This is a genomic window from Pigmentiphaga aceris, assembly GCF_008119665.1.
In the GTDB taxonomy this organism is placed as follows: Bacteria; Pseudomonadota; Gammaproteobacteria; order Burkholderiales; family Burkholderiaceae_B; genus Pigmentiphaga; species Pigmentiphaga aceris.
Window position 1 is genome coordinate 5,903,638 of record NZ_CP043046.1, and the last position, 25,291, is coordinate 5,928,928.

General features: G+C 62.3%; 19 protein-coding genes and 1 pseudogene. 14 read left to right on the forward strand and 6 right to left on the reverse strand.

What is annotated here, in order from left to right; genetic code table 11:
• The first annotated feature begins 4 nt into the window (after positions 1-4).
• On the forward strand, positions 5-1,807 hold the full coding sequence (locus FXN63_RS25485) for a YbhB/YbcL family Raf kinase inhibitor-like protein (protein WP_148818345.1): 1,803 nt from the start codon (positions 5-7) through the stop codon (positions 1,805-1,807).
• Between the two features lie 209 nt (positions 1,808-2,016).
• Entirely contained in the window at positions 2,017-2,925 is a 909-nt protein-coding gene (locus FXN63_RS25490) for a DMT family transporter (protein ID WP_148818347.1), read from the forward strand.
• Here FXN63_RS25490 and FXN63_RS25495 read toward each other — a convergent pair.
• Positions 2,922-4,139 (reverse strand): SfnB family sulfur acquisition oxidoreductase, encoded by a 1,218-nt coding sequence (locus FXN63_RS25495; protein ID WP_148818349.1) that lies wholly within the window; start codon positions 4,137-4,139, stop codon positions 2,922-2,924. The genes FXN63_RS25490 and FXN63_RS25495 overlap by 4 nt on opposite strands.
• Positions 4,140-4,301: 162 nt before the next feature.
• The gene (ku, locus tag FXN63_RS25500) at positions 4,302-5,426 is read right to left on the reverse strand and encodes a non-homologous end joining protein Ku (RefSeq protein ID WP_148818351.1); all 1,125 of its coding nucleotides are present in this window, start codon (positions 5,424-5,426) and stop codon (positions 4,302-4,304) included.
• Positions 5,427-5,601: 175 nt separating this feature from the next.
• On the opposite strand from ku, the gene FXN63_RS25505 reads away from it, so the two are divergent.
• From FXN63_RS25505 to FXN63_RS25560, 12 genes and pseudogenes are all read left to right on the forward strand, one after another.
• Positions 5,602-5,991 carry a BlaI/MecI/CopY family transcriptional regulator gene (locus FXN63_RS25505; RefSeq protein ID WP_148818353.1) on the forward strand — a complete coding sequence of 130 codons (390 nt, stop codon included), beginning with the start codon at positions 5,602-5,604 and terminating at the stop codon, positions 5,989-5,991.
• Positions 5,988-7,721, forward strand: a complete 1,734-nt coding sequence (locus FXN63_RS25510; RefSeq protein WP_148818355.1) for a M56 family metallopeptidase — start codon at positions 5,988-5,990, stop codon at positions 7,719-7,721. Before FXN63_RS25505 ends, FXN63_RS25510 begins: the two co-directional genes overlap by 4 nt.
• Positions 7,722-7,760: 39 nt before the next feature.
• Positions 7,761-8,587 (forward strand): annotated as a pseudogene (gene blaOXA / locus FXN63_RS25515) (class D beta-lactamase).
• A gap of 112 nt (positions 8,588-8,699) precedes the next feature.
• Positions 8,700-11,591, forward strand: coding sequence for a non-homologous end-joining DNA ligase (gene ligD, locus FXN63_RS27220; RefSeq protein WP_148818357.1), 2,892 nt, complete (start codon positions 8,700-8,702; stop codon positions 11,589-11,591).
• Positions 11,592-11,725: 134 nt separating this feature from the next.
• The gene (locus FXN63_RS25525; protein WP_148818359.1) at positions 11,726-12,469 is read left to right on the forward strand and encodes a FadR/GntR family transcriptional regulator; all 744 of its coding nucleotides are present in this window, start codon (positions 11,726-11,728) and stop codon (positions 12,467-12,469) included.
• A gap of 187 nt (positions 12,470-12,656) precedes the next feature.
• Positions 12,657-13,631: a sialic acid TRAP transporter substrate-binding protein SiaP gene (locus tag FXN63_RS25530; protein ID WP_148818361.1), complete on the forward strand. Its 975-nt coding sequence runs from the start codon at positions 12,657-12,659 to the stop codon at positions 13,629-13,631.
• Between the two features lie 83 nt (positions 13,632-13,714).
• A complete protein-coding gene (locus tag FXN63_RS25535; RefSeq protein ID WP_148818363.1) occupies positions 13,715-14,314 on the forward strand; it encodes a TRAP transporter small permease in 600 nt (199 codons plus the stop codon).
• A gap of 19 nt (positions 14,315-14,333) precedes the next feature.
• Entirely contained in the window at positions 14,334-15,740 is a 1,407-nt protein-coding gene (locus FXN63_RS25540) for a TRAP transporter large permease (RefSeq protein ID WP_148818365.1), read from the forward strand.
• A gap of 10 nt (positions 15,741-15,750) precedes the next feature.
• Complete coding sequence (locus FXN63_RS25545; protein WP_148818368.1) at positions 15,751-17,283, forward strand: UxaA family hydrolase; 1,533 nt, start codon at positions 15,751-15,753, stop codon at positions 17,281-17,283.
• A 180-nt stretch (positions 17,284-17,463) separates the two neighbouring features.
• Positions 17,464-18,993, forward strand: a complete 1,530-nt coding sequence (locus FXN63_RS25550; protein ID WP_148818370.1) for a mannitol dehydrogenase family protein — start codon at positions 17,464-17,466, stop codon at positions 18,991-18,993.
• 97 nt (positions 18,994-19,090) lie between these two features.
• Positions 19,091-20,161 (forward strand): Ldh family oxidoreductase, encoded by a 1,071-nt coding sequence (locus FXN63_RS25555; RefSeq protein WP_148818372.1) that lies wholly within the window; start codon positions 19,091-19,093, stop codon positions 20,159-20,161.
• A gap of 166 nt (positions 20,162-20,327) precedes the next feature.
• On the forward strand, positions 20,328-21,302 hold the full coding sequence (locus FXN63_RS25560) for an aldo/keto reductase (protein WP_148818374.1): 975 nt from the start codon (positions 20,328-20,330) through the stop codon (positions 21,300-21,302).
• Between the two features lie 38 nt (positions 21,303-21,340).
• Here FXN63_RS25560 and FXN63_RS25565 read toward each other — a convergent pair whose 3' ends face one another.
• The 4 genes from FXN63_RS25565 to FXN63_RS25580 all read right to left on the reverse strand — a co-directional run bounded on the left by FXN63_RS25565 (position 21,341) and on the right by FXN63_RS25580 (position 25,239).
• Positions 21,341-21,883: a hypothetical protein gene (locus FXN63_RS25565; RefSeq protein WP_148818376.1), complete on the reverse strand. Its 543-nt coding sequence runs from the start codon at positions 21,881-21,883 to the stop codon at positions 21,341-21,343.
• 55 nt (positions 21,884-21,938) lie between these two features.
• Positions 21,939-23,351 carry an MFS transporter gene (locus FXN63_RS25570; RefSeq protein WP_148818378.1) on the reverse strand — a complete coding sequence of 471 codons (1,413 nt, stop codon included), beginning with the start codon at positions 23,349-23,351 and terminating at the stop codon, positions 21,939-21,941.
• A 96-nt stretch (positions 23,352-23,447) separates the two neighbouring features.
• On the reverse strand, positions 23,448-24,104 hold the full coding sequence (locus FXN63_RS25575; RefSeq protein WP_148818382.1) for a methionine ABC transporter permease: 657 nt from the start codon (positions 24,102-24,104) through the stop codon (positions 23,448-23,450).
• Complete coding sequence (locus FXN63_RS25580; RefSeq protein ID WP_148818384.1) at positions 24,082-25,239, reverse strand: methionine ABC transporter ATP-binding protein; 1,158 nt, start codon at positions 25,237-25,239, stop codon at positions 24,082-24,084. The genes FXN63_RS25575 and FXN63_RS25580 overlap by 23 nt, the downstream gene beginning before the upstream one ends.
• Positions 25,240-25,291: the final 52 nt, after the last annotated feature.

Sequence of the window (25,291 nt, forward strand, 5' to 3'; positions counted from 1 at the left end):
ATCCATGAAGCTCCCTTCTCTTACTGTCATCGCCATGCTGATGGCCAGTGCAACGCTGCCCGCGCTGGCGCAACAAGGCGACGGCACGCAGACCAGCGTGACCGCCAACACCTTCAAACCGGCCAAGGTGCCGCTCAGTGCCGAACGGATGGCAGCCTTGCAGGCCCCGGCAGGTTTCAGCGTCTCGACCTTTGCCACCGGCCTGAAAAACGCCCGCATGCTGGCCGTTGCGCCGAACGGCACGGTGTATCTCAGCCGTCGCGATCAAGGCGACATCCTGATGCTGCGTGATACCGACGGTGATGGCCGCGCAGATGGCATGCCCGTGCAGGTGGCCAATCGCCCTGGCGCACACGGACTGGCGATAAAGGACAACAAGCTATACGTCGCGACGGTGAAGGAAATCTATGTGGCCGACATGCAGGCCGATGGATCGCTCGGGCCCATGACCATGCTGATCGGTGACCTGCCCGACAGCGGCCAGCACCCGAACCGCACCATCTCCTTTGGTCCGGACGGCATGCTCTACATCAGCGTGGGGTCCACCTGCAATGCCTGCAACGAGAGCAACCCCGAGAACGCCACCATGCTGCGTGCTTCGCCCGACGGCAAGCAGCGCAGCATCTTTGCATCGGGCTTGCGCAACACCATCGGCTTTGGCTGGCATCCGGCCACCGGTGAACTGTGGGGGCTGGACCATGGCATCGACTACCTGGGCGATGACGTGCAACCCGAAGAGCTGAACAAGATCGAACTGGGCAAGCAGTACGGCTGGCCCCACGTATGGGGTGTGGATGGCATCAATCCGCAGAGCACACCCGTAGGCGACATCACCAAGGCCCAGTGGCTCGCCAACAGCACGCCGATGATCATGGGCTACACCGCCCATGCCGCTCCGATGCAGATGGTTTTCTATCCCCAGGGCGGCTCCTTCCCCGCCAACTACAGGGGTGACGCATTCGCCACCATGCGTGGCTCGTGGAACCGCATGCCGGCATCGGGCTATGAGATCGTGCGAATCCGTTTCAACAACGGTCAGCCCGTGGGCATCGAGCCTTTTGTGACGGGCTTCCTGACTGACGGCGGCACCACCCATATCGCACGCCCGGTGGGCTTGGCGGTGACACCAGACGGTTCACTGCTGATGGCTGACGACGCCAACGGCACGATTTTCCGCATCTCGTATGACGGCGGGCGCGCCGCAGTCAATGCCGCCTCGCCCGCACCGACACCCAGCGGCCCGACGCTGGCCCAGGTCAACCAAGGCAACCAGGTTCCGCTTGCCAATACCCGCCCGGAAACCGCCGCACGCAGCGCTGCGCCGCTCACGGTGCAGTCCTACAGCTTCGAGCAAGGCGCAGGCATCCCCGTGCGCCACAGCGAGTACGCTGATGGCGTGTCGCCCGCACTGCGCTGGAGCGCCGTGCCTGGGGCAGTGTCGTATGCCATCGTGATGGAAGATCCTGATTCCCGCCCGATCACGCCATTCGTGCATTGGGTGGCCTGGAACATTCCTGGCAACGTCACCATGCTGCCCGAAGGTTTGCAGGAACAAGGCCGACTGACCGAACCGGACGGCGTCATGCAAGGCAAGACCACCCGCGGTTCGCTGGGCTATTACGGACCACGCCCGCCGGTTGGCGACGCACCGCATGCCTATCACTTCCAGGTGTTGGCGCTCGACACCATGCTTGCGCTGCCGGCCGGTGCCAACCGCGATGAAGTGCTGGCTGCTGCACGGGGTCACGTGATCGGCAAAGGTGAACTGGTCGGGCGCTATCAACAGACTGTTGCGCCGCTGAAGTAAATATCGGCACCGGCGTGACTCGACAGGTTACGCTGGCTGCCCTTGCTTCTTGTTCAGCGGATGTTCAGCGAATGTTCATCCCAATGGCCGATATACGGCATCTTGGCCGCTGGTTCCCTGCCAGCGCGCCATCACATGGCACCCAGAACACCACCTTGTGCCAGCGGTGATAGAGTCCGCCTTTACCGCCGTTTGCCTGTCCCCTCCCCGTGCCTCTTCATTATTTCCTCGCCCCGCTCGGTGCCGTCCTGATCTGGGCTGGCAACATGGTGATCAACAAACTCGCTGCCGACGCCATTGCACCCAGTGCAATCGCGTTCTATCGCTGGGTGTTGGCCATTCTGTTGATGACACCGTTTGTCGCGCCCCAGGTGTGGCGTGCACGTGCTGACATCCGACCCGTACTGGGCAAACTGGCTGCCCTAGGCCTGCTTGGCCTGGCCGCCTGGCAAGGGCTTGCCTACTACGCTGCGCTCACCACCACGGCCACCAACATGGGCATCATCGCAGCCATGCTGCCGCTGGTGACCATGGTGTTGAGCGCCCTGGTGCTGCGCGAACCGCCCACGCTTGGCATGGTGCTGGGCAGTGCGCTGGCGTTCTCGGGACTAATCATTCTGCTCAGCCATGGCAGCCCGGCCAACGTGTTGAAAGACGGCGTGAACTTGGGCGATCTGCTGATGGTGATGGCCTGCATATCGTATGCGGCGTATGGCATATTGCTGCGCCGCTGGAAGCTGACGCTGGACCCGTGGACGTCCATCTACGTGCAGGCATGTTTTGCTGCGCTGGCGCTGTTGCTGCCCTTCCTCATTGGCCCATGGTCGCCCATCAATGCGCAGAACATCGGGCTGATCGTCTACGCAGCCATTCCTGCATCGCTGTTCTCGACCTTCCTGTGGATGCGGTCGATCAGACTGCTGGGGGCCAATCGCTCCAGCATCATGCTGAATCTGATGCCACCCCTGTCGGCGCTGCTGGCCTTCATTTTCCTGGGTGAACGCCTGCAGTCGTATCACATCATCGGTGGCCTGGTGGCGATTGCGGGGGTGGTGCTGTCGCAGTTGCTGACCCGCCGCCTGGGCCAGTCCAAGGCGCAATCCACGCAACCAGGTTAGAAGTACGAGTGGTGCGGTGGCAGCACATCGTTCAAGTAGTAGTTGCCCACCGCGTGATACTTCCAGCGCACCGGGTCGTACAAGGTCAGGGTGCGCGCATTGCGCCAGTGACGGTCCAGGTCCAGTTCAGACGCAAGCGACTGGGTGCCGGCCAGCTCGAACAACTTGTTGGTGGCCGCCAGCGCAATCTCGGTCGACAGTATCTTGGCTTCGGCTACCGCCAAAGACACCAGCGCAGATTCCTGCGGCGTCGACACCGGTGCGGTGGCATCAAGCAGACGCGCCGCGCGTTCAATCATGGCTTCCGCCGCATGCAGTTGCACCTGCAGATGCCCCATTTCATTGACCGTCAGCGGGTCGTCGCTGGCCTGCATGACCTTGCTGTCGATCCACGGTCTTGACCGATCACGCACCAGGTCATGGGTGTCAGCCAATGCCGCGCGCGCAATGCCTGCCCCGATGGCCGCCTGCAGAATCTGCGACAGCGCACCCGCCTGCGTCGGCCGGCTGAAACGGCGCGACGGCACGATCTGCCACGGCAATACCGGAACATCGTCCAGAATCACCGTGCCGCTGGCGGTGGTGCGCAAGCCGAAACCTGCCCAGTCATCACGCACCGATACCCCCGACGCGTTATGCGGCACGATGGCCAGCACCCGCTCGCCCTCGTCATCAATCGCCGACACCGCCACCCAGTCTGCAAACAGCACACCGATCGAATAGGCTTTGCGCCCGTTCAAACGGAATGCGGAACCTGCGGCGGTGATGCGCGTCAGGCCCTCTTTCAAGCTGGGGTTGGCGCTTTCCGATGCAGCATTGCCCAGCCGCAACCCGCGCAACACCTCGGCGAAGAAGAAGCGTTGTTGCGCCTCGGTGCCATCAAGCGCAATCGCATTGACGACACTGAAGTGGTTCTGCGGAATCTGCGCAATGGATGGGTCAGCCTGCGCAATCGTCTTGAAAATCTCGGTCAAGGTCACTTGGCTGACCTCCGCACCGCCGTGTTGCTGCGGCACGGTCAGCGCCCACAGGCCGCTCTGGGAAAACGCATCCACTTCATCCACCGGCATATGCCGCTCACGGTCGCGTGAACTGGCACCAGCCGCAAATGCACTCGCCAAGTCGCGCGCCACGACCAGCGCTTCCGTGTCCTTGTGAATGACATGCGCTGCCGGACGATCGACCGTCAGTGAAACAGGTAGGGCCTGAAGCATGACGTGCACCTTTTGAAGTGGATTCGCATGCACGATGCAACGCGATGGGGCAATGGTCTGGCACCTGGCTGACGAAGCGCGCGATGAAGGCTCAGTGTTTTGTTTTGTTGATGGTTGGCGTAATCGATAAGGGTGTTGTTGAAGGTTCAGTGCGCTACTCGATCAGGCAGCGCGCTTGCGTGTAGATGACGCCGCAGATTTCTTGGGCGACGCAGTCGCCGCCGTTTTTTTCACGGTTTTCTTGGCACCTGAAGACGCCAAAGTGGGACCGCTGGCAGCGCTACGCGACGAGGTCTTTTTGGCGGGTGCCTTGGTCGATTTCTGGCTGGATGCAGATGCCGTTTTTGCAGTGGATTTGGTGGCGGATTTTCCAGTGGACTGGGCGGATTTCGCAGACGCTTTCCCACCCGCTGTCTTCATAGCTTTCCGGCTTGGCTTGTCCTCGTCTTCCGCATCGCCCTCATCATCATTGGCCGCCGCCCGCTTGCCGCCCCCCGCACCGCCCCCCTTGCCCAGGCTGCGCTTGAGCAAGGCAGTCAGATCGATCACGTTCGAGCCGTGGTCCACGTCTTCTTCAAGCGGTTCCACCGCCTCGACCTTTCCGGACTTCTGCTTCTTGTCGATCAAGGTCATGATCGCGTCGCGGAAACTGTCGGAATACGCGCTGGGATCCCAGTCCTGGCTCATATCGTCGACCAGCAACTTGGCCATGCGCAACTCGCCTGCGTTCAGTGACGACTTCTTGTCCGCAGGCAGTTCCAGGTCGTCCACGCCGCGCACTTCATTGTTCCAACGCAGTGTGTGCAACATCAGTGCCGGCCCCACCGGCATCAGCGCAGCCAAATGCTGCTTGGTCTGGATCACAACCTTTGCAATGCCCACCTTGCCGCTGGCAATCAGCGTTTCCCGCAGCAGCGTATACACCTTCGCGGCATTGCCCTGCGGGCCAAGGTAGTACGGGCGATCCAGATAGATGAACGGAATGTCGGCAGCGTCGACAAAGGCTTCGATCTCGATAGTCTTGGTGGTCTTCGGATACGCCGCACGAATCTCGTCGTCGCTCAGCAGGACGTAATCGCCGCTGCCCACCTTCACGCCCTTGACGATATTTTCCTTGTCGATTTCGCGACCGGTGCGCTTGTTGATGCGCTTGTAGCCCACCGGGTCCATGGAGCGTTTATCCAGCCAATCGAAGTCGATCGACTCGTCTTTCGAGGCCGGGTAAAGACTGACCGGGATGTGCACCAGACCAAAACTGATAGCACCGTTCCAAAGCGTTCGAGGCATGTGCGTTGCGGATGGGCATGACCCACATCCGTCCAGGGCGTGGAGGTGATTACCTGCAGCAGCTTGCGTGCCCGTCCGCGCGCTTATTCATCGCACGTACTCCTCGCACTTTTGTAGACAAAATTTTCTAGACAAACTATTCTAGATACGCCTTTTGTCTTCAGTACTTTCATTCATGACCAATAGCCACGCCACCATCGCCAAGCCGACCAGCGCCGAACTCGATGTGCTGCAAACGCTTTGGGAGACGGGCCCCGCCACCGTCAAGCAGGCCCACGCCAGCATGGCTGCGCGACGCGATGGTCTGACCTACGCAAACGTGCTGAGACTGATGCAGATCATGCATGCCAAGGGCCTGTTGACGCGCGACGAGAGCCAACGCTCCCACGTTTATGCCGCTGCCCAAAGCCAGAAAGCGACCCAGGGCGGCCTGATCAAGGATCTGATCGGCAAGGCGTTCGCGGGCTCGGGCATGGCACTGGTGGTGGCCGCCTTGCGCGACGGCCACGTCAGCAAGAAAGACCGCGCTGAAATCGAAGCCCTGCTGCGCGACGACAAGCTGTGAGCGAAATCTTGCTTGCCGGGGTCTGGGCCATCGGCAGCGGCCTGCCCGCATTGGCCTGGAAAATTCTGTGTTTGCATGCCGCCACGCTGGCCTTGCTGGCGCTGACACGGTCAAGTGACGCAAAGCTGCGTTATGCGCTGCTGGGCCTCGCGTTGTTCACCAGCTTGGGCATCGGCATCACAGAGATTGCATCGGCATGGAACGGGCTACCGGCGACCAGCGCTGCCTCCCCGCTTTCACCAGGCACCGTGACATCGGCATGGCCGGTGTGGCTGGCGCTGGCATGGCTGGCCGGCAGTGCACTGGCGGCGTTGCGCGTGTGGTTCGGACTGGTGTGGTTGCGGGGCGTAATACGCGTCAGCCGCTCGTGGGACGATCCTGTCTGGCAGGCACGCGCGGCCGACATGGCGCGTCGCCTGCGGCTTTCGCGCACGGTTGACATTCGGGTCGTGCAACACCTGTCCACACCCATTACCGCAGGGTGGCTCAAGCCAGTCATTCTGGTGCCGGCCTCGCTCATCACCGGCATGCCGCCTGATCTGCTGACGGCGTTGCTGGCGCATGAGCTGGCCCACGTTCGGCGTCATGACTATCTGGTCAATCTGCTTCAACACGCAGCGGAAATACTGCTGTGCTTCCATCCGTCCATCTGGTGGCTGTCGCGTCGGCTGCGTATCGAGCGCGAACACATTGCCGACCAGATGGCGGCGGCGTTGATCGGCAGTCCCATGCCGCTGGCACGTGCGCTTTATGCATTGAAGGACACGGGGGCTGACATGTCAGTGCCGGTGGCACCCGCCGCGCAAGACGGTGAGCTGCTCGACCGTATCCGTCGCCTGGTGCGTCCAGATACGCTAGGCACGCGGCGCTTGGCAATGCTACCTGTCATGGCAATGTCGTTTGCGCTGGCGGGCGTTGGTACCTGGTCCGCACTGACGTCAACGCTGACGTCGATGCTGAAAATCGGTCCGGCGCAGCCCTTATCCAGACAAGAGGCGCAACACCTGATGGCGCGTTTGCCAGGCATCCAGACCCTGATCGAAGCAAGCGGCGCGTCCCATGTGCTGGTGCTGGATACCAACTCGGGCACTACCCTGCTTGGTCAAGCTGAAAACGATGCCGTTCCGATCGCCTCATTGACCAAACTCATGACCGCCATGGTGGTTCTGGACGCCGCGCCGGATCTGTCGCGCCACATCTTGATCGACGAACGCGATGCAAACGCCACCGCCATGGGTGCAGCCTCGCCGCTGCCGGTAGGTGCCAGTGTGCCGCTGGACACCGTGCTCAAGCTGGCGTTGATGGCGTCGGACAACCGCGCGGCCCACGCGCTTGCACGCACCTACCCCGGCGGCGAGACGGCATTCGCACAGGCCCTGCAGCGCAAGACGGCAGCGCTGCACCTTGAACACACCACACTGGAAGAACCGACCGGCCTGTCCACCGCCAACCGCGCCAGCGCTGCCGACGTTGGCAAGATCGTCAGCGCAGCCACGTCCTACCCGCAGATCGTGCGCAGCACCACCACCGTCGCCGAGACCCTGGACGCGGCAGGCAAGCAGCTCCGATATCGCAACACCAACCCCCTGGTCGGTGCACAAGGGTGGGACATCCGCCTGTCCAAGACCGGTACCTCAACCGAGGCCGGACGCTGCCTGGTGATGCGCGTCCATATCGACGACCGCGACCTGACCCTCGTCTTGCTTAACGGCCGCGCCAGCAGCGCCTGACTTCCCTCCGTTTCCCCCCCCCCCCCCGGTTCTTCAAACATGACTATCCGACTCTCTGCGTGCGCCCTCGGCGCAGCACTTTCCTTGTCCGCACTGACACGCGTCTCAGCGCAAGCTACCGTTTTGTGCACCGTTGTTGCGGATGCCGCAGACGGCAGCATCGTGTATCAGCAAGGTACGCAGCAGGCCTGTGCGGCACGCTACACGCCCGCCTCAAGCTTCAAAATACCCCTGGCCTTGATGGGTGCGGATGCAGGCATCCTGCAAGGCCCCAACACGCCGACATGGAACTTCCAACCCGGCTATCCCGATTGGGCCGGCGATGCCTGGCGCCAACCCACAGACCCTGAACGCTGGATCAAATACTCGGTCGTCTGGTATTCACAGCTGACCGCCAAAACCCTTGGTCAGGAACGCCTCCAGCGCTATGCCTCGGCGTTTCACTATGGCAACGAAGACGTCTCTGGAGAACCCGGCAAGCGCAACGGCATGGAAGGCGCATGGATCATCTCATCGCTGCGCATTTCTCCGCTGGAACAAGTGGCTTTCTGCGCAAGATCGTCAATCGGCAGTTGACGCTCAAGCCCGCAGCCTACGACTTGGCAGACACACTGTTCAAGGCTGGTGAAGCCGGCGGCTGGCGTGTGTATGGCAAAACCGGCACGGGGTCGCCCGGCAACAACGGCGTCTACACCGCAAACAACGCCTACGGATGGTTCGTCGGCTGGGCACGCAAAGACGGCCGCCAATTGGTGTTCGCAAGCCTCATTCAAGACGAACGTGCAACCAAGCCGAATGCAGGTCTGCGTGCCCGCGACGATCTGATGCACAACCTGGCTACCAGGGTGGACTTATCGCGTCAGTGAGAAATCAACCTCTACCAACACTGGTGGACCGATTCCAAAGCGTTCAAGGCATGTGAATTGCGGCTGGGTGCGCTTGCCCCCCGGATAATTCAAACACTCGCGTGAGACTGTCATGCCTGATGCCTTGCAACGCTATCGCGACAAGCGCGATTTTTCGCTGACCAGCGAACCCCAGGGCGGCCGTGCGAAAAAGGGCGCACCGCTGTCATTCGTGGTGCAGAAACACGCGGCGCGCAATTTGCACTATGACTTCCGCCTGGAACTCGATGGCAGCCTGAAAAGCTGGGCCGTGCCCAAAGGCCCCAGCCTGGACCCAGCCGACAAACGCATGGCAGTTCACGTGGAAGATCACCCGCTGGACTACGGCAGTTTTGAAGGCACGATTCCGCCCGGGCAGTACGGTGCGGGCACGGTGATCGTGTGGGACCGGGGCACCTGGACACCCGTCGGTGACGCGCGGGAGGGGTACGCCGCTGGCAAGCTCAAGTTCGCGCTCGACGGTGAAAAACTGCGCGGACACTGGACCCTGGTGCGAATGCGTCCGCGCGCCGGGGAAAAGCAGGAAGCCTGGCTGCTGATCAAGGAAAAGGACGACGAGGCCAAGGCAGCCAGTGCGTTCAATGTGGTCGATGCTTTGCCGGATAGTGTGTTGAATGGGTCGACGGTTGAGAGGCCCGCAACGTCTGCGCAAACCGGCGCAAAGAAGGCAACCAAGAAGTCAGCGAAACAAGCTGCACCTGCCGCGACGAGCGCGGCAAAAAAACCATCAACGAAGAAAGCCGCTGCCACATCACAAGCAGACACACCGCTGCCCGCCAAGGCCGTCCGTGCCGAACAACGCGCAGCGAAGGCGGCTGCCAGTGCCGACAGCACTCGCACGACGACGGCACCATCAAAGACAAAACCCAACACCGCTACCCTGCCCGCTGGCGCGACCAAAGCGAAACTTCCGCTGACCCTGTCACCCCAGCTTGCCACCTTGGTGGACCGTGCACCCGCCGATACCGGCTGGATCTACGAAATGAAGTTCGATGGCTACCGTCTGCTCGCCCGCGTCGATGCAGATGGGGTGCGCCTGTTCACGCGCAATGGGCACGACTGGACCAGCAAGCTACGGCGCGTGGCGGCGGCAGTGAAAGCCTTGGGGTTGCCGTCCGGCTGGCTCGACGGCGAGATCGTGGTCCCCGATGCGCATGGCGTGCCCGACTTCCAACTGCTGCAAAACGCACTCGATGCAGCGCGCGGCGACGTGATCCAGTATTACCTGTTCGACCTGCCTTTCTTCAACGGCCTGGACCTTCGCCAAAGCCCCTTGAGCGAGCGACGCGCCCTGCTTGGCAAGCTACTTGAAGACGCCCCCGACCCGCGCGTGCGATTCAGCGAAAGCTTCGACGCCACGCCCCAAAGCCTGCTGCACAGCGCCTGCTCGCTGCACATGGAAGGCGTGATCGGCAAACGGGCAGACGCGCACTACAGCACCGGGCGCTCAAGCAACTGGATCAAGCTCAAGTGCACGCAGCGTCAGGAATTTGTGGTCATCGGCTACACCGATCCGCAAGGCAGCAGACTTGGCCTGGGTGCCTTGGCGCTGGGGGTCTACGATGCGGCCGGAAAATTGCACTACATGGGCAATGTCGGCACCGGTTTCACGCAGGACGTGTTGAAAGACCTGAAGACACGCCTGGAAAAATTGCACGTCGACAAGACGCCTGCGGTGAATGCGGCGCGCAACCTGCGTGTGAACTGGGTCAAACCCACGCTGGTGGCAGAGGTGTCCTTTGCCGGATGGACGCGTGACAAGAAAATTCGTCAGGGCGTCTATCACGGCCTGCGCAACGACAAACCCGCCAAGGCAATTGTGCTGGAAAAATCGGCCACCGTAGATGCAGACGGCCATGTGAGCAAGCAAGCTCAGGCAGATGGAGACGTGGATATGACCCAGGCATCAACTACCACCCGAGCCAGTAAAACTGCGAAGAAGACAGCCAGCGAGACGGTTGAACGCCCCGCTGTCAAAAAGAACACACCGGCCGAATCTGCCACAGAAAAACCAGCGGCCAAAAAGTCTGCCACGAAGCAATCCCGCTCGAAGCAAGCTGCCACCAAACAAGCAGCCTCCGCCGACAGCGCCGTCCCCACCACCGTCAAGATCACCCACCCCGACCGTGTGGTCGACCCCAGCAGCGGCATCACCAAACGTGAAGTGGTCGAGTACTACGCCCGCGCCTCGGCGGCGATCCTGCCGCACTTGCAGCGTCGCCCGGTATCCCTGGTCCGTGCGCCAGACGGCGTGGGCGGCCAGCAGTTCTTCCAGAAGCACGACGACAAACTCAGCATTCCCGGCATCAAACAGTTGAACCCGGACTTCGACCCCGACCACGCCCCCTTGATGGAAGTCGCTACTCTGAAAGCACTGCTGGGCGCAGCACAGATGAACGTGCTGGAATTCCACACCTGGAACGCCACCACCCGCAGCATCGAAAAACCCGACCGCATGACCTTCGACCTGGACCCGGGCGATGGCCTGGCATGGAAGCACATGGTGGAAGGCGCGCAACTGGTGCGGGCCTTGTTGAACGAGCTGGAACTGACCAGCTTCCTGAAAACCAGTGGCGGCAAGGGCTTGCACGTGGTGGTGCCGATCAAGCCCAGCCTGGGCTGGGATGCGGTCAAAGACCTGTCGCAAACTATCGTTGCTCATTTGGCGCGCACCATTCCCGCACGCTTTGTCGCCAAAAGCGGGCCGAAAAACCGCGTTGGCAAAATCTTTGCCGATTACCTGCGCAACGGTCGTGGTGCCACCACGGCCAGCGCGTGGTCGGCACGGGCACGCCCGGGCATGGGAATCTCTGTACCGCTGTCTTGGGACGAACTTCCCGAACTCCGGTCCAGTGACCAATGGACGATCCGCAACGCAGACGAGCGGCTGGAACTCCCCGACCCATGGGCCGACTACGATGCGCATCGCAATGATGTCCGTCCGGCAATTCGCGCATTGACATGAGCTTGCAGGCACTGCTTCAAGCACTGCCACGGATAACCCGAATCGGGAAATTCCCAACTGCCCATATACGAATTTTTACAAGACACTGAATTGGTCAGACAGTTTTACCCCTTGTCCAATTCAGGTGCGCTTGCATGCCACTCCACGCCATCGAACCGCGACGGCTGTACCGACAGATTGCCGACCAGCTTCGGCAACTGATCGAGCAAGGCGAGTATCCGGTCGGCGCACGCATGCCACCGGAACGCGATCTGGCCAGCCAGATGGGCGTGTCCCGGCCGTCCTTGCGCGAAGCCATGATCGCGCTGGAAATCGAAGGGCTGGTCGAAGTGCGTACCGGCTCTGGCGTCTATGTGCTGGCGCGCGATCAGAACCTGTCTGATGGCCCCGTCACCGCCGAAGGCCCCCTGGAAATCATCCGTGCACGCCAGACCCTGGAAAGCGAGCTGGCCGCCCAGGCGGCGCGCAATCCCAGCGCCGCACACCTTGCCGCGCTGCACCACAGCCTGCGCCTGATGCAGCAGGAAGCCGATATCGGCGGTTCATCCGTGCAGGGCGACCGCCTGCTCCACCTGACGATTGCTGAAGCCGCCGACAACTCGGTGCTGCTGCGCATCGTCACCGAGCTGTTCGACGAACGCAGCAATCCGCTTTTTGCGCAGCTGACCAACTACTTCGAGACGCCCGCGATCTGGGCGGTGGCGATTTCCGAGCATCGCGCCATCGTGGCCGCCATCGAGCGGCGCGACCCGGCCGGTGCGCGTCAGGCCATGCACGACCACCTTGACCGTTCCTTCGACCGCCTGAGCGCCAACTGGACGCAGGCCGAAGGCGTGGCAGCTAGTCGCAGCAGCAAGGCCCCATTGACCAGCCAGTGATTGCAGTTACGCCTGGCGCTCACCCAGCCAGGCTTGCCACGTTCTACTTCGCACTTTCTTCACCCGATTTCACGCTAGACCCCGCAGTTTTTCCGCAGTTTTTGATCGAACCGGCAGCACCAGATTGCCTCTCGGTCCGGGTTTCGCGGCCCTGACCGATTCACAGTGTCGACCCAGGAGATGCACGATGAAAAACACCCTGCCCTACCGCGCCCTGCTGGCCGCGGTTGCCCTGTCCGCCTGCACCGGCGCATTTGCCCAGACCAAGCTCAAATGGGCCCACGTCTATGAAACCTCGGAACCCTTCCATACCGAATCGGTGTGGGCGGCAGAAGAGATCAAGAAGCGTACCAACGGACGCTATACGGCCGATGTCTATCCGGCGTCCCAGCTGGGCAAGGAAAACGACATCAACCAGGGCCTGACACTGGGCACGGTGGACATGATCATCTCGGGGTCCAGCTTTGCCGCCAAGGCCTTCCCGCGCATCGGGGTCACTTACTACCCCTACATTTTCCGCAACCCGGAACACCTGATCGCCTACACCAAAAGCGACATCTACAAAGAGCTGACCGCCGGCTACAACAAGGCCAGTGGCAACACCATTCTTGCCACGACCTACTACGGCACGCGTCACACGACCTCGAACAAACCCATCACCAAATGCGACGACTTGAAGGGTTTGAAGATGCGTGTTCCCGACGTGCCGGCCTACCTGGCCATGCCGCGCGCCTGCGGAGCGAACACATCACCCATCGCGTTCGCCGAGGTCTATCTGGCCTTGCAGAACGGCACCGTGGAAGCACAGGAAAATCCGCTGCCCACCATCGAAGCCAAGAAGTTCTTCGAAGTGCAGAAGAACATCGTGCTGACCGGACACATCGTCGATCACCTGAACACCGTGGTGTCGGGAGCCTTGTGGAAAAAGCTGTCGGATGAAGACAAGAAGATCTTCCAGCAAGTGGCCCAGGAAGCGTCCGAACGCGCCGGCAAGATCGTGATCGCACGTGAAAAGGAACTGGTCGAAACCTTCCGCGCCAAGAAGATCACTGTGGCCGAAGTCGACACCAACGAGTTCCGCGACCGTGTGCTGAAGACCGTGCCTTTTGAGACCTACGGTTATCAGAAAGCGGACTGGGAAAAAGTCCAGGCCATCAAATAATGCCCTGAGACCCACTCCCCCCAGGCGGCCCGCTGCGCATCATGCGGGTGGCCGCCTCACCCACGTTGATACATAGGTGAACCATGTCCGTTGACTTGCCCACCGGGGCACACGCGCGCCCGGTCGGTGCGGAGGAAGACCGCACCGACGCCATCATCCACAGCTTCGAAGACAGCGGGCCGCAAGACGTCGACCTGAACGGCTACGCCGTCGAGGACTGGATTGCCATGCTGCTGTTCTGGGTGATGGCCTTGTTTGTCTTCCTGCAATTCTTCACGCGCTACGTGTTGAACGACTCCTTTGCCTGGACCGAAGAACTCGCCGTGTACTGCCTGATCGGCGTGGTCTTCATCGGCTCGTCGATGTGCGTGCGCACCAATCGCCATATTCAGGTCGATGTGCTGTATCGCTGGTTACCCAAGTCGGCGGGCCGGGTGCTGTCGACCCTGGTGGATATCGCGCGTGTGGCGTTCTTCGCCTACGGCACCGTGCTGGTCTGGCGCTACGTGAACCTGGTGGGCAATGAGCCCATGACCACCATCAACTGGAACAAGAGCCATGTGTACTGGGTGGTGTTGGTCGCCTTTGTGCTGATGCTGCTGCGGTCCTTGCAAGTGGCGTGGCAGCACTGGAAACAGGGCTACTCGATTCTCGAACGCCCTGAAGCCTACGACGTCGTCTAAGACACCAAGGACACTCAACATGACCCTCCTGCTCAGTTCCTTTGTGATTCTGATGCTGCTCGGCCTGCCGGTGGCACTTGCCATGGCCGGCTCGTCGCTGCTGTTCCTGGTGGTGTCGGGCACCATTCCCGACGTGGTGGTCGCGCAGCGCATGATCGCGGGCATCGAATCCTTCCCGCTCTTGGCCGTGCCCTTCTTCATTCTGGCCGGCAACCTGATGAACATTGCCGGCATCACCAGCCGCATCTACAACTTCGCCATCGCCCTGGTGGGCTGGATGCGCGGCGGCCTGGGCCAGGTCAACATCATGGGCTCGGTGATCTTCTCGGGCATGTCGGGCACCGCCATTGCAGATGCGGCCGGCCTGGGCACCATCGAAATCAAGGCCATGAAGGAACACGGCTACAACACCGAATTCGCCGTCGGGGTAACGGCTGCATCGGCCACGGTCGGCCCGATCTTCCCGCCGTCTTTGCCCTTCGTGATCTACGGCATGATGGCCAACGTGTCGATCGGCGCGCTGTTCCTGGCAGGCATTCTGCCCGGCATCGTGATGACGTTGCTGATGATGCTCACGGTTGCCTACATCGCACGTCGCAACAACTGGGGCGGCGACGTGCCCTTCAACCTGCGCCGACTGGGCCAGGCAGGCATCGAGATCATGGTCGTGCTGGCCTTCCCGATGGCGATCTGGCTGATGACCGAGGTGGGGGTGTCGGTGAACGTGGCCGTGGGCATTGCGTTCGTGGCGCTGATCGCACTCGACTGGTATTTCGACTGGTCGGCCGTGATGGCGTTGATGGCACCGGTGATCCTGATCGGCGGCATGACCATGGGCTGGTTCACACCCACTGAAGCCGCCGTGGCGGCCGTGCTGTGGGCGCTGTTCCTGGGTCTGATCCGTTACCGCTCGATGACCTTCAAAGCACTTGCCAAGGCCAGTTTCGACACACTGGAAACCACCGCATCGGTGCTGTTCATCATCACGGCGGCATCGATCTTCGCGTGGCTGCTGACCACCACCCAGGCCGCACAGGCCATGGCCGATGCGATTCTGGGTTTCACCGACAACAAGTGGGTATTCCTGTTCCTGGTGAACCTGCTGATCCTGTTCGTCGGCTGCTTCATCGACACGATTGCCGCCATCACCATCATGGTGCCGATCCTGTTGCCGATCGCGTTGAAGCTGGGCGTAGACCCGCTGCATCTGGGCGTGATCATCACGCTGAACCTGATGATCGGCTTGCTGACACCGCCGCTGGGCATGATCACCTTTGTGTTGGCCCGGATCGCCAAGATATCGGTGGAACGCACCTTCGCCGCCATCATCCCCTGGCTGATCCCGCTGTTCGGCGCGCTGATTCTGATCACCTATATCGAACCGCTGACGCTGTGGTTGCCGCGTGTGATGGGTCTGACCCGATAAGGATGCACTCATGAGCAATACCCCACCCTTCATTCGCATCCACCCCGCCGACAACGTGGTGATCGCACGCAAGCAGTTGCTGGGTGGCACGCACCTGGCCGGCGAAAACATGGTCGTTGTCGGCCTGGTGCCCCCGGGCCACAAAGTGGCCACCCGCGCGATTGCTCAGGGCGAAGCAGTGCGTCGCTACAACCAGATCATCGGGGTGGCGACGCAGGACATCGCGGCCGGCCAACACGTGCACACCCAGAACCTGCGCTTCTCGGATTTCGAGCGCGACTATCAGGTGTCGCAAGGCGCACAGCCTACCGAGTTCGACCCGGTGCCCGCCACCTTCCAGGGCATCGTCCGGGCCGATGGGCGGGTTGCCACGCGCAACTACATCGGCATCCTGACCTCGGTGAACTGTTCGGCCACGGTGGCGCGCGCGATTGCCGATCACTTCCGACGCGACGTGCGCCCGGAAGCCCTGGCGGCCTATCCGAATGTAGATGGCGTGGTCGCGCTGACCCACGGCGCAGGCTGTGCGATGGGGTCCGAGGGCGAACCCATGCAGGTGCTGCGACGCACCCTGGGCGGCTACGCCCGGCACGCCAACTTCGCCGCCCTGCTGATCGTGGGTCTAGGCTGTGAAACCAACCAGATCAGCGGTGTGGTGGCCGACCAGGGCCTGCACGAAGGCCCGCATCTGCACACCTACAACATCCAGGAAACCGGGGGCACCCGCAAGGCGGTGGAACGTGGCATTGCCCTGGTCGAAGGCATGCTCGCAGACGCCAACCAGGTGCAGCGCGAACCGGTGTCGGCCAGCCACCTGACAGTGGGTTTGCAATGCGGCGGTTCGGACGGATATTCCGGTCTGTCGGCCAACCCGGCACTGGGCGCGGCAGTAGACCGGCTGGTGCGCCACGGCGGGACGGCCATCTTGTCGGAGACACCGGAAATCTATGGCGGCGAACACCTGCTGACCCGCCGTGCCGTGTCACCTGAAGTTTCCGACAAACTGCTGGCCCGCATTCGCTGGTGGGAGGACTACACCACGCGCAATCAGGGCGAGATGGACAACAACCCCTCGGCCGGCAACAAGGCGGGCGGGCTGACCACCATTCTGGAGAAGTCGCTGGGTGCCATCGCCAAGAGCGGCACCACCAACCTGGTAGACGTCTACGAATACGCAGAACCCGTCGTGGCGCGTGGCCTGGTGTTCATGGACACCCCGGGCTACGACCCGGTGTCTGCCACCGGGCAGGTGGCAGGCGGAGCCAACCTGATCGTGTTCACCACCGGCCGTGGCTCGGCCTACGGCTGTGCCCCGTCGCCCTCGCTCAAGCTCGCCACCAACAGTGCCTTGTGGGCGCGGCAAGAGGACGACATGGACCTGAACTGCGGCGCGATCATCGACGGTGAACTCAGCATCGACGAAATGGGCGAACGCATTTTCCGGCACATGCTGGCGACGGCATCCGGTGAAGCCACCAAGAGCGAACGCCACGGTTACGGACAGAACGAGTTTGTGCCCTGGCAGTTGGGTGCGGTGATGTGATGTGATGTGCGTGGGTAGCTCATGAAAGGCTGTCCGAACGCGTGATTGCCCACTTTGCAGCTGGGCAGTCACGCGTCAACTACCGTGCGTATCTTCCCGTAAACCGATTGGCGCATGACGGGACCGTGTGGCATTGGTAAGGTGCGTGCAGACGCACCTACTTCAAGGAATCGACGCCCCATGCAACGCCTGTCTCCCGAGACCCTGTCCACCCTGCCCGACCACGTCAAACGCCCGGGCTACGACCGCAGCCAGTTGAAGGCCGGCATCGTGCACCTGGGCATTGGCGCATTCCATCGCGGTCATCAGGCGGTGGTCAACGACGCGGCCATGGCAAGCAGCGGTGACTTGCGATGGGGCATCGTGGGCGTGTCCTTGCGCAGCCCCGACACCCGCGATGCACTACAAGCACAATCCGGTCTGTACACGGTGTCGGTGCTGGATGTGGACGAAGAAGGTGCGCCGGCCGAACACCTGCAAGTGGTGGGCGGCCTGTTGAAAGTGTTGGTGGCATCGGAAGACATCACCGCGGTGCTGGAACAGATCGCGCACGAAGACACCCGCATCGTCAGCCTGACCGTGACCGAGAAGGGCTACAACCGCGAACCTGCAACCGGCGCACTGCGCACAGGCGATGCCGAGATCGTGCACGACCTGGCCCATGCCAATGCGCCGCGCAGCGCGCTGGGCGTCATCGTGCGCAGCCTGGACCTGCGCCGCCAGCGTGGTCTGCCGCCCGTGACCTTGCTGTCCTGCGACAACCTGCCCTCCAACGGTGACACCTTGCGCGGTCTGGTGCTGGCACTGGCCGAGCAGATCGACCCGGCGCTTGCCAGCTGGATCAGCGCACAGTGCAGCTTCCCGAACGCGATGGTCGATCGCATCGTGCCCCGCACCACCGATGCCGACCGTGCCCGTATCTCGGAGGCGCTCGGCGTGGAAGACGCATGGCCGGTGGTTGGCGAATCCTTTCTGGAATGGGTGGTGGAAGACCACTTCGTCGCCGGGCGGCCCGACTGGCACCTGGGCGGCGCGCGCTTTGTCGAATCGGCCGAACCCTTCGAGCGACTGAAACTGCGCTTCGTGAACGCACCGCAATCCACCCTGGCATACCTGGGTGCCTCGTCAGGCATCGAGACCAACAACAAGGTGATTGCGCACGCCCCGTTCCGCCGTTTTGTCGACCGCATGATGCGCGAGGAAATCGCCCCCACCCTGGGTACGATTCCGGGTGTGGATCTGGATGGATTCCGTGCCCGCTTGCTGGCACGTGTGGCCAATCCGGCCTTGCCGCATCGCACGCAGCAAGTGGCCATGGACGGCACGCAGAAGATTCCGCAACGCCTGCTGGGCACCATCGCCGACCGGCTGCGCGCCAACCAGCCGATCACCTGCCTGAGCCTGGCCGTGGCGGCGTGGATTCATTATCTGCGTGGTGGTGATGCTGGGGTGACGGGGTATTCGATCAACGACCCGCTGGCTGCCGAGCTGGCGCAGCGCATTGCCGACGGCGATCGCCAAGCCGCCGAGCTGAGCAACCCGGCCGACGCAGAGCGTTGCCGGGTGGCGGTGTTCACCGCCTACACCGCCCTGTTCGGTGACCTGGGTCGCGCGCCGCGTTTCATCGACGCCGTGGCACGCCACACCCGCACGCTGCGCGAACTGGGCGTGGACGAAACCGTGTCATCGTTGATGACGGAACAGGAATAGATCGCGGGCAGGTTTTCGCGGCTTTTTCTGCACGTTTTTTCGCCCTGCGCGCATGACATCATCAGACGCAGGGTGCAACACACCAAAGGAATTTCCGATGAGTCTTCAGCCCGTCGCGGCCGATGCCCTGCCCTATGCCGCCGAGTCCCTGCGCAACTGGGGTGCGGCCTGCCTGCGTGCCCTGAATGTGCCGGACGAGGCTGCCGACGAAGTCGCCCGCAGCCTGGTGCAGACCAGCCTGCGCGGCATCGATTCGCACGGCATTGCACGCTTGCCGCACTACCTGGACCGCATCGCCCACGGCTCGATCCGCCCGCAACCCGCAATCACCACCACACGAAGCGGCCCGTCCACCGCCCAGGTCCACGGTGACCAGGGCCTGGGCATTGTCGTGTCGCACCACGCCAATCGCGAAGCCATCACCATTGCGCGCGAGCAAGGCGTGGCCGCCGTGGGCGTCAGTGACTCATCCCATTGCGGTGCAGTCGGGCTGTATTCACGCGAAGCCGCCCGACAGGGAATGATCGGTATCGCCTTCACCCACTCGGACAAGATCGCCGCGCCACATGGCGGCTACCAGGCGTTTCTGGGCACCAACCCGATCTCGATCGCGTTTCCGCGCGGCGACGGCGAGCCGGTATGCCTGGACATGGCGACCACCTCGATCCCGTGGAACCAGGTGATGAATGCACGGCGCGAAGGGCAACCCCTGCCCGACGGCGTGGCGGTCGATGCCACGGGCGATGTCACCACTGATGCCCAACAGACCCGTGCGCTCAGCCCGCTGGGCGGTCAGCGTTACGGGCACAAGGGCTATGCACTGGCGCTGATGATCGAACTGCTGTGCGGGCCGCTCAATGGCAATCCATATGGTCCGCAGATCGGCCCGATGTACGAGGAACTGACCCGCCCGCGTCATATCGGAGCGTTTTTCATCGTCATCGACCCGCAGCGTTTCGCCGGCGGTGCCACCTTGGCGGCGACCATCGAACACCTGGCAACAGCGCTGCTGGCCGAGCCGGGATCACCAAAGATGCCAGGTGACCCGGAAATAGAAGTGGCGGCCGAACGCACGCTGGCAGGCATTCCGATCGAGCCTGTTTTGCGGGCGCAGATTGCCGCGTGGAGCGAACGGTTGGGGGTGGTGGTGCCGGTGGGGCTGGGCTGAACTTTCTTGGCTTTCGGAAGTGCCGTTGGTGCTTCCGACGCCCGTGCATTGGCTGCCACGGAATCACACATCACTCACAATCGCTTGCGTGAGGGAACCTTACGGCTTCGCACAAGCGCTGGAAACTGCGGCAAAGTTAGGGGCTTGACTCTCCCAAGGGGTTCGCATGCCGATAAATCGTCGAGAGCTTTTGATCAGTGCTGGCGCGGGTGCATTGGTTGCCGCTGCCGGTGCAGCACGGGCGCAGAATCGTGCAGCCCCTGATGCTGCACCCCTGGGTACTACGGGGGGCATCTCCGCTGCACCCACTGGCGAACCCATCCGCAAGACCATCCCTGCCACGGGCGAAACCATGGTGCCGGTGGGCATCGGCACCGCGCGACGCTACCAGGGTGCAGCCAGCCCGGAACAGTTGGCACCCCTGCGTGCAGCAATCCAGACATTCCATCGTGCTGGCGGCACGGTGATCGACACAGCACCTTCCTACGGTGACGCCGAAGCAGTCGTAGGCCGACTGTTGGCAGACTTGGGATTACGCAAGGAATTGTTCCTGGCCACCAAGGTAGGGGCCAGCGGCCGCGATGCGGGCCTGCTTGAAATCGAGCAATCTTTCGACAATCTGCGCACCGACAAGATCGACCTGATCGCCGTCCACAATCTGCGCGACACCGCCACGCAGCTGGAAACGCTGCGCGATCTTAAGGCAGCAGAACGCATCCGTTATGTGGGCGTCACCACCTCGTTCGAAAACCAGCATGCCGACATGGCTGCGCTGATTGCCCAGGCCAAGCTCGACTTCGTGCAGGTCGATTACGCCATCGACAATCGTGCGGCGGCTGATACGGTGTTGCGCGCTGCACGTGACTACGGCGCTGCCGTGATGATCAACCTACCCTTCGGTCGTGGGCGTGTCTTCGAGGCAGTGAAAGACCGGCCATTACCAGACTGGGCAGCCGAATTCGACTGCAAGAGCTGGGCGCAGTTTTTCCTGAAATACGTGATCTCGCACGAAGCCGTCACCTGCGTCATTCCCGGCACCGCCAACGCCCGCTACGCCGCCGACAATATTGGTGCCGCATACGGGCGGCTGCCTGACCCGGTACTGCGCAAGCGCATGGAAGTGTTCATCGACGGCGTGTAAGAACGTGGCTTGCAGAACGCGGCTTGCGCGTCGCCCAATCAGCGCGACGCTTCCTGAAGCATGTCACGCAGATACCAATCTTGGGTAAAGGTGTTGAGATCACCAATTTGCTTTCCCAGTACGCCCAGCCACCCACCTGTCCACGTGGCATATGCGGACGAACCATCAAGCTTGAGCATGTTCTGGGGCAGTGTTCGCATGGTGTAGACCGGATTCTGGGTCTGTAGATCCTCGCCTATGGTCCGGAAATAGTTGCCCTCCATCATGAGTTTTGCACTGCCTCGATAGGCCAGTAACACCCGTTCGAACTTGGTGTCCTTCAAGCTCTCAGCGCTTTGGAAGAGCGCCCGAAGCACGTCAGCCGCAGCGACCTCACCACCCACGCTACGCAGGTCAATGACAAGTACCGACGGCACAAGCCCATATTGGTGGTAGGCCCAAAGCGAAATGTTGGCGTTGCGCGCATCTTCTGCCAGACGAGACGCAACCGGCTGGCTGACGCGAACAACGTTCCAGGCGCTGACGCCAACGATCACGGCAACAATACCTACACCCAGCTTCACTGCAACTTTCAAGGTCATGCTCCTTTCAACCACCAGGACAAAGCGAGCACGTGATCGTGCTCTGCCGAGAACATCAAAGCAGGCGTTTTTGCTTCGCAACCACGCCGATGGCAAGCAGCACCAATACCGCCAGAACCAGATAGATCTGCTGGCTTGCCACCAGCGTGGCTTGCGCACCGGCGTGGCTTCCTCCGCCTAATCCTGCTTGCACGGAATCCGCGCGTGCATGCACCAATACCGTTGCCACCGCCGTGGACATCGAAATGGCAATCTGGCGCATCAGGTTCTTGGCCTGATAAGCCTGGGCGAAACGGTCTTCACCCAATTCCCGGAAGCTCAAACCCGCCACCGGCAACACCATCAGCACGCCAAAACATCCCTTGGCGATGATGCCCGGCCACAGCGCGTAGGCAGAGGAACCAGCCGGCACAAAGGCGAACCACAGCGCCGCCAGGAACATCGCGCCCAGTCCAGCCAGCATCAAGGGCTTTTTGTTCGGCAGCAGCTTGGACCAGCGCAGGTAGGCCAGTGCCATGCACCACCCCGCCAGGCCACCCAGCGAACTGAGCCAGCCCGTGGTTCCCAGGCTGAATGCCAGGCCGTGTTCGGCGTAGACCGGGAACAGCGCATTGCCGAAGTTGGTCAACAGGTAATACAGGAAATACAGGCCCAGGCCGGTCAGATACACGGGGCTGTTCAACTGGCGAAAATGCAGCAGCGGCGACGCATGACGCCATTGCTGCACGGCGAAGGCTCCCATCAGTACCAACGCCACCAGGCACAGCGCAGCAACCTGCCAGGGGTGCGCAAACAAGCCGTAGCTTGCTTCGCTCAGACCCATCTGCAAGCCCACGGCGGCGATGCCGAACAGTAGTAATCCGCCCCATGCCCACGGCATAGGTGCACGGCCAGGATGCGCGTCAGGCAATAGCCACGCGCACCCGGCCAGCGCCAGCAAAGCGGGCGGCACGATGCCCAGGAAAATCCATGACCAGTTTCCGTGCGCCAGCAAGAAGGCCGACAAGACCGGGCCGATAGCACCGGCCGCGAATACAAAGATGATGAAGCGCCGCACCGCGGGGGCACGCTCGGCAGGCGGGAAACTCATGTTCACCAAGACCCGGCTGCTGGTGAACAAGGCACCGCCCCCAAGGCCTTGAAGGAAGCGCGCGGCGGTCAGTCCGTCGAGCGTGGTGCTGAACGCACAGGCCAATGCACCCGCGACAAACAGCGCCAATGCGCCGCACAGGTAGCGCCGGTAGCCAAGCTGTTCGGCCAGCCAGTGCTGCTTGACCAGCACCAGCATGCAGGCAATCGCGTAGGCGGCCTGCACCTGCACCACGGCTTGAGGCGGTGCGCCCACGCCGTGCATGATGGGCGACACGGCAAACACGAACATCGCGTTTTCCAGAAACTCGATGCCGGTGAGTGCGCCCAGCAGGCTCATCAGTAAATCGCGGCGGCGGCGATGTGCGGTCGTATCCATGTCTGCAGTCCGGGTAAGGACTGCAAGCTTAAGCCGATGCCGCAATCAATGTCTGGCAATTCTGCGCGGCGTGCGTGAGCTGCCTCAGCCGACAGCTCACCGCCGATGATCCACCTTGCGCGCAATCCACTCGCCCGTGAACTGCACGATAGACACCAGCGCAATCAGGATCGCGATGACCTCGAACATCACCCGCGTTTCATAACGCTCGTAGCCATAGCGGATCGCCAGGTCGCCCAACCCACCCGCCCCGACGGCACCCGCCATTGCAGACGCACCGATCATGCCGATGATGCACACCGTCATGCCGGTGACGATGCCCGGCAGCGCTTCGGGCAGCAACACATGGCGCACGATGTCGCGGCGGCGGCAGCCACTGGCGCGTGCGGCTTCGATCAAGCCGCGATCCACATCATTCAAGCTGACCTGCGCGATGCGCGTGTAGTAGGGCATCAGGCTCGCGCTCAGCGGCACGATGGCCGCCCAGGTGCCGAGCGTGGTGCCGACGAGGAACCGCGTCACCGGCAGCATCGCAACCAGCAAAATGATGAACGGGATCGCGCGGAACATGTTGATCACGATCGATAGGCTGCGGTTGAAACGCGGCAGTGGCCGTAGGCCGCCTACGGCCGTCACCGTCAGCGTCAATGCCAGCAAGAGGCCGCCGGAAATGGCGATCACGGCCGACACGCTGACCATCAGCAGGGTTTCCAGAAAGGCCTGGATGTACTTATCCAATACGGGCAGGGACATAACCAAGTATCTCGATGTGATCGGCCAGCGCGGTGTCGCCGACACGTGCTGCCTGGAACGTGTGCGTATGCAGGGTGGCGGCGGGCACTGACACCAGCAGACGGCCCTGGCCGTGGCCATCGATGCGATCCAGCCCGCCATGCAGCAGTGAAGCCCCTGGCCCCAACGCTGACAATGCCGCCAGTGGCACGCCCCCCATGTGGCTGTCCCCCGTGAACCGCAGCGCAATGATGGCGTTGCCTGCGCGGCCATCCAGGCTGGGCACCAGGGCTTGCGCAACATCGACCGGCAGATCGTGTTGCAAGGGGCGCAGCAATGCACGTGTGGCTGCCGCCTGCGGATCACCGAACACCTGCCACACATGGCCTTGCTCGACCAGCTTGCCACCATCGAGCACCAGTACACGCGTGCATACCTCGCGGATCACCGCCATGTCGTGCGTGATCAGCACCACCGTCAGGCCAAGGTCGCGATTGATGTCGCGCAGCAGGGCCAGGATGGATTGTGTGGTTTCAGGGTCGAGCGCGGACGTTGCTTCGTCGCACAGCAAGATGGCGGGCCGGTGCACCAGCGCACGCGCAATGCCAACGCGCTGCTTCTGTCCGCCCGACAGCTTGGCTGGATAGGTGTCGGCCTTGTCACGCAGGCCGACCAGGTCAAGCAGCGCATCGACGCGCTCGCGTACCTCGGCGGGTTTGACGCCCGCCACCTTCAAAGGCAGGCCGACGTTGTCGCGCACGGTCTTGGCCGACAGCAGATTGAAGTGCTGGAAGATCATGCCGACACGGCGGCGCAGGCCCAGCAGACCTGCATCGTTCAGGGTACTGACGTCCACATCGTCGATCAGCACGCGGCCCGCACTGGGCGGCTCCAGCATATTGATCGCGCGTAGCAGCGTGGACTTGCCTGCGCCGCTGCGCCCGATGATGCCGAATATCTCGCCACGCCCGATCGAGAAAGACACCTCGCTCAGCGCATTCACCTGTGCACCGCCCGGGCCGGCGTAAGCCTTGCGCACGCCGTCGAACACGATGTGCGCCTCGGCAGGCACGGTGGCAGCCACCGGCCGCGCGGGCGCAACGACCACTCCTTTCGAGGCGGCCAACGCTGACACCAGTTGCAGTTTCGCAGGCATGCTCAGAAAACCGGAATGAAGTGGCCCACGCAGGTAGGCAAGATCCGCAAGA